11 protein-coding genes are annotated in these 14,418 nt (G+C 58.9%); 10 read left to right on the forward strand and 1 reads right to left on the reverse strand.

Annotated features, from left to right (window positions below):
• Nucleotides 1-148: 148 nt before the first annotated feature.
• From J0X15_RS05840 to rpmG, 10 genes are all read left to right on the forward strand, one after another.
• Nucleotides 149-1,078 carry an AEC family transporter gene (locus J0X15_RS05840; protein ID WP_206938879.1) on the forward strand — a complete coding sequence of 310 codons (930 nt, stop codon included), beginning with the start codon at nt 149-151 and terminating at the stop codon, nt 1,076-1,078.
• Nucleotides 1,079-1,176: 98 nt separating this feature from the next.
• Nucleotides 1,177-2,133 carry an aspartate carbamoyltransferase catalytic subunit gene (locus tag J0X15_RS05845; RefSeq protein ID WP_206938880.1) on the forward strand — a complete coding sequence of 319 codons (957 nt, stop codon included), beginning with the start codon at nt 1,177-1,179 and terminating at the stop codon, nt 2,131-2,133.
• Between the two features lie 11 nt (nt 2,134-2,144).
• Complete coding sequence (locus J0X15_RS05850) at nt 2,145-3,446, forward strand: dihydroorotase (RefSeq protein ID WP_206938881.1); 1,302 nt, start codon at nt 2,145-2,147, stop codon at nt 3,444-3,446.
• An 87-nt stretch (nt 3,447-3,533) separates the two neighbouring features.
• Nucleotides 3,534-4,199, forward strand: coding sequence for a glycerol-3-phosphate 1-O-acyltransferase PlsY (gene plsY, locus J0X15_RS05855; protein ID WP_209015107.1), 666 nt, complete (start codon nt 3,534-3,536; stop codon nt 4,197-4,199).
• Nucleotides 4,200-4,201: 2 nt separating this feature from the next.
• Nucleotides 4,202-5,338, forward strand: a complete 1,137-nt coding sequence (gene dprA, locus J0X15_RS05860) for a DNA-processing protein DprA (RefSeq protein WP_206938886.1) — start codon at nt 4,202-4,204, stop codon at nt 5,336-5,338.
• Nucleotides 5,339-5,596: 258 nt separating this feature from the next.
• On the forward strand, nt 5,597-8,341 hold the full coding sequence (gene topA, locus J0X15_RS05865) for a type I DNA topoisomerase (RefSeq protein ID WP_206938887.1): 2,745 nt from the start codon (nt 5,597-5,599) through the stop codon (nt 8,339-8,341).
• Nucleotides 8,338-10,779, forward strand: a complete 2,442-nt coding sequence (gene rnr, locus J0X15_RS05870; protein WP_206938888.1) for a ribonuclease R — start codon at nt 8,338-8,340, stop codon at nt 10,777-10,779. The genes topA and rnr overlap by 4 nt, the downstream gene beginning before the upstream one ends.
• Complete coding sequence (locus J0X15_RS05875) at nt 10,779-11,261, forward strand: DUF983 domain-containing protein (protein ID WP_206938889.1); 483 nt, start codon at nt 10,779-10,781, stop codon at nt 11,259-11,261. The genes rnr and J0X15_RS05875 overlap by 1 nt, the downstream gene beginning before the upstream one ends.
• A complete protein-coding gene (locus J0X15_RS05880; RefSeq protein ID WP_209015108.1) occupies nt 11,258-12,016 on the forward strand; it encodes an NUDIX hydrolase in 759 nt (252 codons plus the stop codon). Before J0X15_RS05875 ends, J0X15_RS05880 begins: the two co-directional genes overlap by 4 nt.
• Before the next feature lie 187 nt (nt 12,017-12,203).
• On the forward strand, nt 12,204-12,371 hold the full coding sequence (rpmG, locus tag J0X15_RS05885) for a 50S ribosomal protein L33 (RefSeq protein ID WP_206938890.1): 168 nt from the start codon (nt 12,204-12,206) through the stop codon (nt 12,369-12,371).
• A 90-nt stretch (nt 12,372-12,461) separates the two neighbouring features.
• Here the strand turns inward: rpmG and J0X15_RS05890 are convergent, their stop codons facing one another.
• Nucleotides 12,462-14,177 carry a methyl-accepting chemotaxis protein gene (locus tag J0X15_RS05890; protein ID WP_206938891.1) on the reverse strand — a complete coding sequence of 572 codons (1,716 nt, stop codon included), beginning with the start codon at nt 14,175-14,177 and terminating at the stop codon, nt 12,462-12,464.
• Between the last annotated feature and the right edge of the window lie 241 nt (nt 14,178-14,418).

A 14,418-nucleotide genomic window follows, 5' to 3' on the forward strand; every position in this document is an offset into this window, starting at 1 on the left:
CGTCGCCAAACCTGTGTCTTCGGAATGGGGTTTGGAACAAATGTCTCAAGCGAAAGACCATCTCGGTGAGGCGCTGACCTTGCTGGCCAGTGGACCTCAGGGCTAGTAGTGACCATCGACGCATTAAATCCCGTTCGGATAGCCCCTTATGTTGACCACGCTCCTCGCCCTTTTGCCCATTATCCTGATCACCGCACTGGGCTATTTGCTGGAGCGAACTGGATTGATCTCGAAGGATCAGTGGCGCGGTATCGAGCGGCTGGCCTATTTCCTCTTGTTTCCGGCGATTCTGTTCAAATCCATTGCCATGGTGGACTTCGCCTCGGTGCCCGCACTGGAAATGGGACTGGCGTTGCTCTGCGCGATTTTGGTGATGATCGCCCTCGTCCTGCTGCTGCGCCCGGTCATGCAGACAAAATTCGAGATCAACGGCCCGCGATTCACATCCATCTTCCAAGGCGCTGTGCGCTGGAATGGCTTCCTGGCTCTTGCCATGGCCGACAGTCTGATGGGTCCGGAAGGCGTGGCATTGCTCGCGGTTGCGATGGTCGTGATGATACCGGTCCTGAACGTTTCCTCGATCCTTGTGCTGTCGCGGTGGGGCAAAAGTGCTGAAAAGCCCAGCGCGGCGAAGGTCGCGCGGGATCTCTATACCAACCCATTCAATATCGCCATTGCTGTCGGCGTTGTCTTCAACGTGCTGTCGATCCCGATTCCAGGCTTCGCCGAACAGACCCTCAACATGCTCGGCGCCGCCTCCCTGCCCGTCGGTATCATCTGCGTCGGCGCAGGCCTTGACCTCAACGCCCTGCGCCGCCCAGGTCCAGCCCTGACCCTAGGCGCCTTCATCCGCCTGTTGATCAGCCCGCTTGTCGGCGCAACCTTCGCTTACTTGTTCGGCGTCACCGGCAACGCTCACACCGCGATCATCATTGCCTGCTCAGTGCCCTCTGCCAGCAACGCCTTCCTGCTGGCCAGACTGATGGGCGGCGACACCAAGCTCATGGCTGAAATTCTGACCCTTCAAACGCTGGCCGCCATCGTCACGATTCCATTGGCTCTCGCCTTGCTGAACTGAGATTGGGAACCCCATCCCGATTTTTTGAGTGGATGGAGCCCGCGCCAATTCAATAGAACTTGTCCACAAGTCGGAATGTGCCTATAGCCTTGGTCTCGATGAGCTCAACAGACCCCCATCGAGACAGTCCCTTCCCTCACCGGCATTTGCTAGGCATCGAAGGACTGCAACCCCACGAAATTCTCGGTCTTCTGGACCGGGCCGAAGAGGCCGTCGAAATCAGCCGCAAGGTTGAGAAGATCAAACCGGTGCTGCGTGGGCGCACCCAGATCAACCTCTTCTTCGAAAACTCCACCCGCACCCAGTCGTCCTTTGAACTTGCAGGAAAGCGGCTTGGCGCGGATGTGATGAACATGGCCGTCAGCCAGTCGTCGGTAAAAAAGGGCGAAACCCTGATTGACACCGCAGCCACGCTGAATGCCATGCATCCGGATTTGCTGGTGGTCCGCCACCATGCCGCGGGCGCCGTACAGTTGCTCGCCAGCAAGGTCGGTTGTTCGGTGGTCAATGCCGGTGACGGCCCGCACGAGCATCCAACACAAGCCCTGCTCGATGCCCTGACGATCCGCCGCCACAAAGGCAAGATCGCCAGGCTGACCGTCGCGATTTGTGGCGACATTACCCATTCTCGCGTGGCCCGCTCCAACATCATCCTGCTCAACGCGCTCGGCGCAAGGGTTCGGGTCATAGCCCCGTCCACATTGTTGCCCTCCGGTATTGAAAAGATGGGTGTGGAGGTCTTCCGCGACATGCGCGAAGGGCTGAAAGGCGCCGACATCGTGATGATGCTGCGGCTCCAGCGCGAGCGAATGAATGGTGCCTTCATCCCCTCGGTGCGCGAGTATTATCGCTACTACGGGCTTGATCAGGAAAAGCTGTCTTACGCCAATGAAGACGCACTGGTCATGCATCCGGGGCCAATGAACCGAGGGGTCGAGATCGATCCCGCAGTGGCTGACGGACCGCAGAGCCTGATCCGCGAACAGGTAGAAATGGGGGTTGCCGTGCGCATGGCCGTGCTGGAAGCCCTGGCCGCCCATCTGCCTACCAGCTGAGGACAAGACCCGTGGCTCAAGACACTTCCAAACCCCTGGTGCTTTCCAACGCAAGGGTGATTGATCCGGCGCGCAATCTCGATGCGCCGGGCGCCGTCATCATCGTTGACGGCACCATTCTCGCGGCCGGACCGGAAGCCGCAAATCAGGGCGCTCCGGAGGGTGCCGAGATCCTCGATTGCAATGGCGCCGTCGTTGCCCCCGGCCTGATCGACATGTGCGTATCCGTTGGCGAACCGGGTGCGGAACACCGCGAAACGTTTGCCAGCGCGTCTCTGGCAGCAGCCAGCGGCGGCATCACGACCATTTGCACTATGCCGGAAACCGATCCGGTGATCGACGACCCGGCCTTGGTCGACTTCATCCTGCGCCGCGCTCGCGACACGGCCATTGTCAACGTCAAGCCGATGGCAGCCCTCACCAAGGGATTGCGCGGTGAGGACATGACGGAAATCGGGTTGTTGCAGGAAGCCGGTGCAATCGCCTTCTCCAACGGCCACAAGTCCGTGCGTAATCCGCAGATCCTGCGACGCATCATGACCTACACGCGGGATTTCGACGCGCTGATTGTCCACCACACCGAAGATGCGGATCTGGCGGGCGGCTCGATGAATGCCGGCCTGAACGCCTCCTGGAAGGGCCTGAGCGGGGTCCCGCGCGAAGCCGAAATCATTGCGCTGGAGCGTGACCTTCGCCTCGTAGGCATGGCGAAGAGCCGTTACCATGCCAACCTCCTCTCTACTGCGGAAAGCGCCAAAGTACTGCAAATCGGCAAGGACCGTGGACTGGACGTGACAGCAGGTGTCTCGATCAATCATCTGACCCAGAACGAAAACGACATTGGCTCCTACCGGACCTTCTTCAAAATGTCCCCGCCCCTGCGTGACGAGGACGACCGCCAGGCAATGATCCAGGCGTTGAAAGACAATGTCATCGACGTGATCGTCTCCAATCACGACCCACAGGACGTCGAGACAAAGCGTCACCCCTGGGCAGAAGCCGAAGATGGCGCCATTGGTCTGGAAACGCTGCTGGCAGCCGCTTTGCGGCTCTATCACAATGAAGACCTCGACCTACTGTCACTGCTGGCAAAGATGACCCTCAATCCGGCCAAGCGCCTTGGTTTGAACACCGGACGTCTGACAGTAGGTGCTCCAGCGGATGTGATCGTCTTCGATCCGGAGCTGCCGTGGGTGCTTGAGAAGGCAGCGATCAAGTCAAGATCAAAGAATTCGCCGTTCGAGGATGCTCGCTTCTCAGGTCGCGTTCTGCGTACCATTGTTGCAGGCAAGACCGTCTACACCTACGATTGAGAAATAGCCGGACAGGTCCGATTCTGATCAGAACTCAGACCCAACGTCCGACAGGACTGATGAACTATCGTCGCGGGAGGCGTCGCTTTGCCTGAAGTTGCTGGATGGGGTCTTTCCATTCCCCTGACCCTTGCAGTGGCCTTGTTCGGCTATCTGATGGGGTCGGTGCCCTACGGGTTGATCATCACCCGGCTCGCTGGTCATGGCGACATTCGCGAGATTGGTTCCGGTAACATCGGCACCACGAATGTATTGAGGACCGGCAGCAAGAAGTTGGCGGCACTCACTCTGCTGGGAGACGCGCTCAAGGGCACGGCAGCAGTCCTCCTTGTCGGCGTCCTCTTTGGCCGGAACGCAGCGCTTCTGGCTGGTTTTGCCGCTTTCCTTGGCCACCTTTATCCAGTCTGGCTGAAGTTCAAGGGCGGCAAGGGGGTCGCCACCTATCTGGGTATCCTGCTGGGCCTCGCTTGGCCAGTTGGCCTGACATTTGCCGTAATATGGATCGCCACGGCAGCTCTCTTCCGGTTTTCGTCACTGTCGGCGCTTGCGGCAAGTCTTTCTGCGCCTCTCTTGCTGCTGGCACTCGGCGATACGCTCACCGGGTCTGTCTTTGCGGTTCTCTGCGCGCTACTATGGGCCAAGCATCACGAGAACATCGGCCGGCTTTTGTCCGGCCAGGAGAGCAAGATCGGCCAAAGATCATCAACCGCGCCGCCACCTGAAGATCCGGCACCGCCGGTCGGCCAGGACTGACAATGCCAGGGGCGTCACACCAAAACGCCCTGAAGTTAAACGAGGTCCAGCGCCTCGCCTGGCTCCGGCTGATCCGATCGGAAAACGTCGGTCCAGCAACCTTCCGCGACCTGCTCAATCACTTTGGCTCCGCCGAAACAGCCCTCGATGCCCTGCCTGGGCTATCGCGGCGCGGCGGCAAGACCACAATTCGCATCTGCCCCCTGCAGGACGCCGAAGCCGAACTGGACGCCCATCACCGGGCAGGCGCCAGGCTTGTCGCACTCGGCGAACCTGACTACCCTCCGCACCTGCGCCATATCGATGGCCCACCGCCCCTGCTGTCGGTCGCAGGTGGCACAGAACTGTGCCGACCGCTCAGCGTCGCCGTGGTGGGTGCACGCAACGCCTCGCTGGCAGGACAGAAACTGGCGCGCCAGATTTCATCCGAACTCTCCGAGGAAGGTTACCTCGTCGTCTCCGGCTTGGCCCGCGGCATCGATGCAGCCGCTCATAAAGCCTCCCTTCAGGGCGGCACAACCGCCGTCTTCGCCGGTGGAATCAACGTCCTCTACCCGCCCGAGAACCGCGACCTTGCCCAAGAGATCGTCTCAAGAGATAGCAACCTGATCACCGAGATGCCTTTCAGCTGGAAACCGCGAGGGCGGGACTTCCCTCGACGCAACCGTCTGATTTCCGGCATGGCTCTCGGGGTTGTCGTCATAGAGGCTGCCAAAGGCTCCGGGTCCCTGCACACCGCCCGCTTCGCCCTGGAACAGAATCGGGAAATCTTTGCTGTTCCCGGATCACCGCTCGATCCGCGTTCGGAGGGCGCCAACGGACTGATCCGCCAGGGCGCCATGCTGATCCGCAATTCCAGAGATGTACTGGAAGCTCTGGCTGGTCGAAACGAGCCAGACCTGCCCTTTGAAGAGCCAGGCCCGGATGACAGCGGCTCCTTTGTCGGTGCTCCAGAGCTGCCTGGCGCAACTGAGCGAGACCGTCTGATCCTTGCATTGGGGCCAACGCCTGTCGCAATCGATGAGTTGATACAGTTTACCGGACTATCCCCCCGAAGCGTCCATATCGTACTGCTGGAATTGGAGCTCGCGGGACGTCTGGAACGTCACGGCGGTCAGAAGGTTACCCTGTTATACTGACCGCCTGCATTGGCGTTCACGCGAGATCCATTCAACAAAGAATATGCAACACAGACAGGCTTCAACCTTGGTGAAACTGGCTATTTCTCGTTGTTAATCGACCGGCTTCGAGAGACCCTCCTTGACCGGAAGCCCACAAAAGTCCATTTGACAGGCGGCCTCGGATCCGTGATCGTCGCCAATTCAAATCAGAATTTACCTACGGATGAGCGCGTCGCCCGTCGTCTCGCGATCTCCGTCAAAACGCTTTGGGTACGAATGAACATCGTCATTGTGGAATCCCCGGCCAAGGCCAAGACCATCAACAAATACCTCGGTTCCGACTACCAGGTATTGGCCTCCTATGGCCATGTGCGCGATCTGCCGCCGAAGGATGGTTCGGTCAACCCGGACGATGACTTCGCCATGACCTGGCAGGTGGATACCAAGTCCCAAAAGCGGCTCAATGAGATTGCCAGCGCAGTAAAAGACGCCGACCGCCTCATTCTCGCGACTGACCCTGATAGAGAGGGAGAAGCGATTTCATGGCACGTTCTGGAAGTTCTGCATAAGAAAAAAGTTCTCAAGGACAAGCCGGTCGAACGCGTAGTCTTCAATGCGATCACCAAAAAGGCGATCCTCGAGGCAATGCAGAACCCGCGTCAGCTCGACACGCCGTTGGTCGATGCCTATCTGGCCCGCCGCGCGCTCGATTATCTCGTTGGCTTCACCTTGTCGCCGGTGCTCTGGCGCAAGCTGCCGGGAGCCCGCTCAGCCGGTCGTGTTCAGTCCGTGGCGCTGCGTCTGATCTGCGACCGGGAAATGGAGATTGAGGTCTTCAACCCGCAGGAATACTGGTCGATCCTCGCCAATCTGAAGACCCCTTCGGATGCGACTTTCCAGGCCGGCATCACCGGTTTTGAAGGCAAAAAGCTCGGACGCCATTCCATCACCAATGAGGAACAGGCCACCGAAATCCGCACCATGCTGGAAAGCGCCAGCTACAATGTGTCGATGGTCACATCCAAGCCGGCCAAGCGGAACCCAGCGCCTCCCTTCACCACCTCGACGCTGCAACAGGAAGCCAGCCGAAAGCTCGGTTTCTCCGCATCGCGCACCATGCAAGTGGCGCAGCGACTGTATGAAGGCATCTCCATCGGCGGGGAAACCACTGGCCTGATCACTTATATGCGTACCGATGGTGTGCAGATCGCCGGTGAAGCAATGTCCGACGCCCGTAACGTCATCGGACAGGACTACGGCGACAACTATGTGCCGGAGAAGCCACGCTTCTATTCCACCAAGGCGAAGAATGCGCAGGAGGCTCACGAAGCTATTCGTCCGACCGACATGTTCCGTCGTCCGAAGGACGCCGCCCGCTTCCTCGACAGCGATCAGGCGCGACTTTACGAGCTGGTGTGGAAGCGTACCATGGCCTCCCAGATGGAAAGTGCCGTACTGGAACGCACCACCATCGATATCGACGCCAAGACCGGAACGAAGGCTGCCACCCTGCGCGCCACCGGCTCTGTCGTGCGCTTTGACGGTTTTCTGGCGCTCTATCAGGAAGGTCGCGACGACGACGACGAGGAAGCATCCGGCCGTCTGCCCGCCGTCGATGATGGCGCGGTCCTGAACCTTGCGCCAACCGGCACGGACGCCAAGCCAGTGGAAGCGGCACAGCACTTCACGGCACCGCCCCCACGTTTCACGGAAGCAAGTCTGGTGAAGAGAATGGAAGAACTCGGCATTGGCCGTCCTTCCACCTATGCCTCGACCCTGCAGACCCTGCGCGACCGCGAGTATGTCGAACTGGAAAAGAAGCAGCTCGTCCCTCAGGACAAGGGCCGCATTGTGACCGCCTTCCTCCAGAGTTTCTTCAACCGCTATGTGGAGTTCGACTTCACTGCCAGCCTAGAGGAACAGCTCGACAAGGTCTCCGCTGGCGAAATGTCCTGGCAGGAAGTTCTCCGTGGCTTCTGGCGTGATTTCTCCGGCGCAGTCACCGAGATCAAGGATCTGCGGGTTTCCGAAGTTCTCGATGCGTTGAACGACCTTCTGGCGCCGCACATCTTCCCCGAAAAGGAAGACGGCACCGCACCGCGCGCCTGCCCTTCCTGCGACGACGGCCAGCTGTCGCTGAAGGTTTCACGCTTTGGCGCCTTCATCGGCTGCTCCAACTATCCCGATTGCAGCTATACACGCCAGCTCTCAAAATCGGGCGATGGTGATGCAGACGGGGCGGCAGACGGCCCGAAGGTCCTGGGACAAGATCCTGAAAGCGGATTGGACGTCAGCCTGCGCACCGGTCGCTTTGGCCCCTATGTGCAGCTTGGCGAGGAAGCCAAGCCCAAGCGCTCCTCACTGCCGAAAGGTTGGTCGACTGCGGATCTTGACCTCGAGAAGGCATTGCAGCTGCTGTCGCTGCCACGTGAAGTCGGCCCGCATCCTGAAGACAACAAAATGATCACCGCCGGCATCGGCCGGTATGGACCATTCGTCCTGCATGAAGGCACTTATGCCAACCTGACGTCGCCGGACGAAGTCTTTTCCGTCGGCATCAACCGTGCGGTTGATGCCCTCGCCGAAAAACGTGCCAAGGGCGGGGGTGGGCGCGGCGCCGCAGCCAAGCCGCTGAAGGAACTCGGCGACCATCCGGAAGAAGGCGGCCCGATCAACGTTTACGACGGTCGCTATGGCCCTTATGTCAAACACGGCAAGATCAATGCGACCCTGCCCAAGGAAACCGACCCGCAGGCCGTTACTCTTGAGCAGGCTCTGGAGTTGATCGCGGCCAAGGCTTCCAAGGGCGGAACCAAGAAAAAGGCTGCTGCGAAGAAGCCCGCGACCAAGAAGGCCACCACCAAAAAGGCGGCCGCCAAGGACGGGGCCGAGGCAGCTGAGAAAAAACCGGCAGCAAAGAAGACCGCTGCCAAGAAGCCGGCTGCTAAAAAAGCCGCGCCGAAGAAATCCACACCAACGAAAACCGCAGCCGACGACGCTGCGGCGGATGACGCCTCTTGACCACAAGACGCTCGGGCCCACCAAAGCCCAAACGGCCAGCCGTCGCCAGACGCAAGGCCGCCGCCAAGACCACCGGCGATTTTCCCTCACGCGACGACATTCTCGCGTTTGTAGCGGAGAATCCCGGCAAGGCGGGAAAGCGCGAAATCGCTCGACACTTTGGCATTACCGGCGCAGGCCGTATTCAGCTGAAGAAGATGCTCAAGGACCTGGCTGGCGAAGGCCTTGTGGCCAAGCGTCAGAAGCGCCTCATCCGTCCTGGCGACCTCCCGCCGGTCTTCGTTGTGGCCCTGGTGGCACGTGACGAGGATGGCGAGCTTCTGGGTGAACCTGAGGACTGGGATCCGGAAAGCGGCCCGACACCTAAGGTTCTGATCCTGACGACCAAGGGCAAGGGACCGCAGCCCGGCCTTGGCGACAGGGCGTTGATTCGGCTGACCGATGCAGAGACCGGGTTCGAGGCCCAGTATGCGGCCCGCATCATCAAGGTTCTGGAGAAGAGCCACGGAGCCATCCTCGGTATCTTCCGCCTGCGTGAAGGCAATAAATGGCCCTATCTGGAGCCGATTGACCGGAAGTCCCGTGAAATGGACGTGGATCCGGCTGATCTCAAGGGCGCCAGGGATGGCGACCTTGTCAGCGTGACAGTGACGAAGTCAGGTCGCTACGGCGCGCCGCGTGCAGAGATCATCGAGCGTTTCGGCGCCCCCGGCTCTGAAAAAGCCATCTCGGAAATCGCCCTGCATTCCCATGGCATCCGCCATGAGTTTCCACGCGAGGTCATAGCCGAAGCCGAGGCGGCCCAACCGGTCACCCTGGGCAAGCGTGAAGATTGGCGCAAGATACCGCTTGTTACCATCGATCCGCCGGATGCCAAGGACCACGACGACGCAGTGTTTGCGGAGCCAGATGAGGATCCGGCCAACGAAGGCGGACAAGTGGTCTATGTGGCGATTGCCGATGTTGCCCATTACATTCGTCCGGGTTCCGCTCTGGATCGCGAAGCCCATCTGCGTGGCAACTCCGTCTATTTCCCAGACCGTGTCATCCCGATGTTGCCGGAGCGAATCTCCAATGACCTCTGCTCCCTGCGAGAAAAGGAAGATCGTCCGGCGATGGCCGTCCGCATGGTCTTTGACAAGACAGGCCGCAAGACCGGACATACCTTTCACCGGGTGCTTATGCGCTCGGCTGCAAAGTTGTCCTATCTGCAGGCGCAAAAAGCCATCGACGGCGTTCTGGACGACAAGACCGAAACCCTCGTCGACGGCGTTCTGAAGCCCATCTGGGCCGCCTATGCGGTGCTGAAACTGGGCCGCGATGCACGAGAACCGCTTGAGCTGGATCTGCCGGAACGCAAGATCGCCCTGAAGGAAGACGGTAGCGTCGATCACGTTTACGTTCCGGAACGTCTTGATGCCCACAAGCTCATCGAAGAGTTCATGATTCAGGCCAATGTGGCCGCAGCCGAAACGCTGGAGAAGAAGAAGACCGCCCTTCTCTACCGGATTCATGATGCTTCGACGCCGGAAAAGCTGGAGCACCTCAAGGAGTTCCTCTCCACCATCAACATGAAGTTGCCATCCACTGGCGGGCTGCGTCCGTCCGTCTTCAACGGCATTCTCGCCAAGGTGAAGGACGGTCCCCAGTCGCAGCTGATCAACGAAGTGATCCTGCGCTCCCAGGCGCAGGCGGAATACAATCCGCAGAACATCGGACACTTCGGCCTGAACCTGCGCCGCTATGCCCATTTCACCTCCCCGATCCGCCGCTATGCCGATCTGATCGTCCACCGCGGACTGGTCGCAGCTCACGGACTGGGGGACGATGGGCTGCCTGAAGGCATTGAAGCAAAGCTTGAAGCAATCGGTGCTGAAATTTCGGCAGCTGAACGCAAGGCCATGCTGGCGGAACGCGACACCATCGATCGTCTCATCGCCCTGTGGATGGCCGAACAGATCGGCGCGACCTTCAAGGGGCGCATTGCAGGCGTTGTGAAGTCCGGCATGTTCATTCGCCTGAATGACACCGGTGCAGACGGCTTTGTTCCTGCCTCCACCATCGGCCTGGACTACTACAGGTATGACGAAGGGTCGCATTCGCTCATAGGTGACAAATCCGGTGAAACCTATCAGCTTGGTGACATAGTCGACGTCAAACTGGTAGAAGCCGCTCCCTTTGCTGGCGCGCTGCGTTTCGAAGTCCTCACGCCGGGCCGAAAGGGATCTGGTGGTTCGGGCGGCGCTCAACGTCGTGGCCGGGCCTCTCCGGAGCGTACCCCAGGCCGCAGCGGTTCCCGCTCCGGTCCCAAAGGTGGTACGACACCAGGGCCCAAGCGACCCGGCACCAGCGGCGGTGGCAAGAGCGGCTCTAAACCCTCCCGTGCCGCACGCAAGGCCAGAGCGTCGACCAGGGAGAACTCTGGAAACGAGAGCTGATGAGCGTACACATCAAAAACCACGGCGGGACCTACCCGACCGCTCAGCCTTCAGCAGAAGACAGAGCCTCATTGCCCAAACGCAAGGTTCTTCAGTCGATGGTACGGGGCAGCGTGAATCGTTGCCCCAATTGCCATGAAGGCCAGCTCTTTCGGGGCTATCTGACGGTCGAACATGCTTGCTCGGTATGCGGTGAAGAATTTCATCATCACCGGGCGGATGACGCTCCCCCCTATTTCACCATCACAGTGGTCGGACATATCATCATTCCCGCCATGCTGGCCGTCGAGATGACCTATCGTCCCGACCTGTGGGTCCACATGGTGTTGTGGCTGCCGCTTACCCTGCTGCTCTCGCTGGGCTTCCTGCGCCCCATCAAGGGGGCATTGATCGGTCTGCAGTGGGCTCTCTTCATGCATGGCTTCGATCCTCACTCCGGTGAAGACCTGCCAATTCCTGACCCAGCGGACACGCTTCAATGACCTCAGCTTCGGTTGCTTCAGCAACAATGACGCCCGACAACGAACAAGCCGAGCGCCACCCCTACAAACGTCCCAAGGACGCTGCCACACTTCTGATTCTCGACAGGACAGAACCAACGCCAAAGGTTCTGATGGGGCGCCGGCATCAGGACCACGTCTTCATGCCGGGGAAATTCGTGTTTCCCGGCGGTCGCGTTGACCCGACCGATTCGCGCACGCCCGTTGTCGGTGACTACCATCCAGGCGTGACCGCAAAGCTCAGCCTTGATCTGAAAGGCCCAAAGTCAAAAGCGCGCGTTCGCGCCCTTGGTATCGCAGCCATTCGCGAAACCTACGAAGAGGCTGGCCTGTTCATCGGCGACCGGCATGATGGCCCTCGGCCTTTGAAACTGGGAAAGGGATTCGAAGCATTTTCCGAACTCGATATCGTACCGAATCTGTCGCCCATCCGCTTCATCGGCCGCGCCATCACACCACCGAACCGGTCACGCCGCTTCGACACACGCTTCCTTGCCGTTGACGCGGGCGCTGTGGCCCATCGGCTGGCTTCTGGCACCGGACCTACCGGAGAGCTGGAAGAACTCGCCTGGCTACCGCTCGACGACGCCATGCAGCTGGACAGCCTACCCTCGATCACCAGACAGATTCTGATGGACCTCAACGAGCGTCTTGTCGAGGATTCACAGCTGTCGCCGGAGACCCCGGTGCCCTTCTATTTCTTCAGGAACGGTCGCTTCGAACGCCGTCTTCTGTGAATAGCTGGGCAATCCAAACAAGCTTTGCCGCTTATTTCGACCTCAGCCGCGACAATGCTTGACTTTGCGGTGACGATGAGTAGTTTGCGCGCTGATTTAGTGAAATCCCGCGGGCAAGTTTACCGCCAGTGAAAACCTGGCCAAAAGCACTGTTTGCCCCTTCAAAGAAAAAACAGGATCGAAGGCTATGGCCAAGGCGACCACTATCAAGATCAAGCTTCTGTCGACTGCCGACACAGGCTTCTTCTATGTGACCAAAAAGAACTCCCGTACCATGACCGAAAAGATGTCCGTACGTAAGTACGACCCGGTTGCTAAAAAGCACGTGGAATTCAAGGAAGCCAAGATCAAGTAAGATCTTCGGTTCTTCCGATTTCATTTTAAAAAAAACCCGCCGAATTCGGCGGGTTTTTTATTTGTCTGAAAATCCCGTATGGGGCGGCGCTTACGCCGCCGCCACGTCTTTCAGGAACACTTCCACTTCCTCGCGCAGCGTCTCCGTGCGCTGGTTCAGCTCGCCAGAAGCGCTGAGAACCATATCGGCGGAATTGGAGGTCTGGGCAACGCTACCGGTGAGCTGCTGGATGTTGGCGGAGACCGATTGAGTGCCCTGTGCAGCACGCTGGATGTTCTGGGAGATCTCGTTCGTCGCCCCACCCTGCTCTTCCACCGCAGCTGCGATGGTTGCCGTGTACTGGTTCACTTCATCCATGATGTCAGTGATTTCCGCAATCGCCTGAACGGACTGTTTGGTCGCGTCCTGAATGGCTGAAATCTGGGCACTGATTTCTTCAGTTGCCTTCGACGTCTGGGTCGCCAGTTCCTTCACCTCGGCTGCAACAACCGCGAAGCCCTTGCCAGCTTCTCCGGCGCGCGCAGCCTCAATGGTGGCGTTCAGGGCGAGAAGGTTGGTCTGCTCGGCAATTGCCTGGATCAGCGTAACGACTTCGCCAATCTTGGACGCAGAGGCTGCAAGGCCTTCGACCTTCTCATTGGTGTGGCGAGTGCCCTGGGTTGCCCGATCAACCACTTCGGTTGTCTGCGCGACCTGGCGAGAAATCTCACCGATGGAGGCTGCCAGCTCTTCCGCAGCGCCGGCAACAGCCTGTGCATTCCCGGTCGCCGCATCAGATTCCACCAGAGTTGCCTCGGCGCCCTGTGTGCTCTGCTGAGCAATGCCGCTCAGCGACCGCGCAGTGTCTTCCAGCCCGCCAGCCGTTTCGCTGACCGAGCGAAGAAGCTCTGTCGCGCGCTGATGGAACTTGGAGATCATGTCCTGCACGCGTTGCTGCCTGTTCAAAGCATGGGCTTCATTATCAGCCTGCTGACCGCTCAGTGTCCGGCGCTCAAACTGCTTTTCACGGAGCGTCTCAACCGCACGGGCGATGACACCAATCTGATCCGACCTGCCAGTGTGCTCGACCTCATCGTCCAGGCGATCTTCTGAAATACCGACCGCCGAAGCGGCAAGGCTCGACAGCGGACGCAGCAGGCGCGTGGTCACGAAAAGCGCAAGAGCAATGGCAATCAGTACGACAGGCAGAGTGAGAAGCATGAAGTTCGTCATCAGCTCGGTGACATTCGCATGGATCGCGGCCTGCTCCACACCGGCATACAGAATGCCGACAATTGAATTGGAAGCCGAATAGATCGGAGCGTAGATCGTGTAATAGTCAGTGCCGAGGATTGTTGCACTGCCCTTGAAGGTTTCGCCCTTCATCACGACAGGATAAACGGCGCCCTTCTGGCCCAGCGGCGTTCCGACTGCCCGGTTTCCGTCAGGCTTCACGATGTTCGTAGTCTTGCGCCAGAAATCGCGGGTCTCTTCATCCCAGAGGAAGATCGTTGCGGTTTCCCCTGTCATCGCGCCGACACTGTCGATCAGCTCGTGACTGGAAAACTCCGGCAGCGCATCCATCGTGATACGTGAGACATTGCCGTCAGCAGCCCACTCAACGGACATGCCGTCGATGTAACCGCTGAGGTAGGTGGCCGCCACACGAAGGCTGGTGTTCTGCTTTGAGACAGCCTGCTCTTCAGCCTGTCGAGATGCGACATTGTAAACAATGCCGCCAATAGCCAGCATCGCCAGTGCCATAAAACAGCCGATGGCCAGTGCCATGGCTTGGGTGATGCGCATTTTTCCAAGCAACGAGAACATTCTGATTTCCCCGGTTCAATTTGAGGACAAGCAGACATGCATTGGATTAACTCAGAGTAAAAACCTTGGTTAACCCAGCAGATATGTCAGAAAAACGCATAACGACATCAACTATTATCAAAACCAAATCACTAACGCGTAGGGAAAGAACAAAAATACACAAAAACAACAAAGTCAAAAAATTATCGATAATTTACATGACAAATACACTCACATTTTAACTTAAGGGATCAAGAAACAA

Source organism: Roseibium limicola (assembly GCF_017313085.1).
GTDB lineage: Bacteria > Pseudomonadota > Alphaproteobacteria > Rhizobiales > Stappiaceae > Roseibium > Roseibium limicola.

Coding starts and splice junctions, on each gene's coding strand:
- J0X15_RS05840 (WP_206938879.1), top strand. CDS start 149: ATGTTGACCACGCTCCTCGCCCTTTTGCCCATTATCCTGATCACCGCA.
- J0X15_RS05845 (WP_206938880.1), top strand. CDS start 1,177: ATGAGCTCAACAGACCCCCATCGAGACAGTCCCTTCCCTCACCGGCAT.
- dprA (WP_206938886.1), top strand. CDS start 4,202: ATGCCAGGGGCGTCACACCAAAACGCCCTGAAGTTAAACGAGGTCCAG.
- topA (WP_206938887.1), top strand. CDS start 5,597: ATGAACATCGTCATTGTGGAATCCCCGGCCAAGGCCAAGACCATCAAC.
- J0X15_RS05875 (WP_206938889.1), top strand. CDS start 10,779: ATGAGCGTACACATCAAAAACCACGGCGGGACCTACCCGACCGCTCAG.
- J0X15_RS05880 (WP_209015108.1), top strand. CDS start 11,258: ATGACCTCAGCTTCGGTTGCTTCAGCAACAATGACGCCCGACAACGAA.
- rpmG (WP_206938890.1), top strand. CDS start 12,204: ATGGCCAAGGCGACCACTATCAAGATCAAGCTTCTGTCGACTGCCGAC.
- J0X15_RS05890 (WP_206938891.1), bottom strand. CDS start 14,177: ATGTTCTCGTTGCTTGGAAAAATGCGCATCACCCAAGCCATGGCACTG.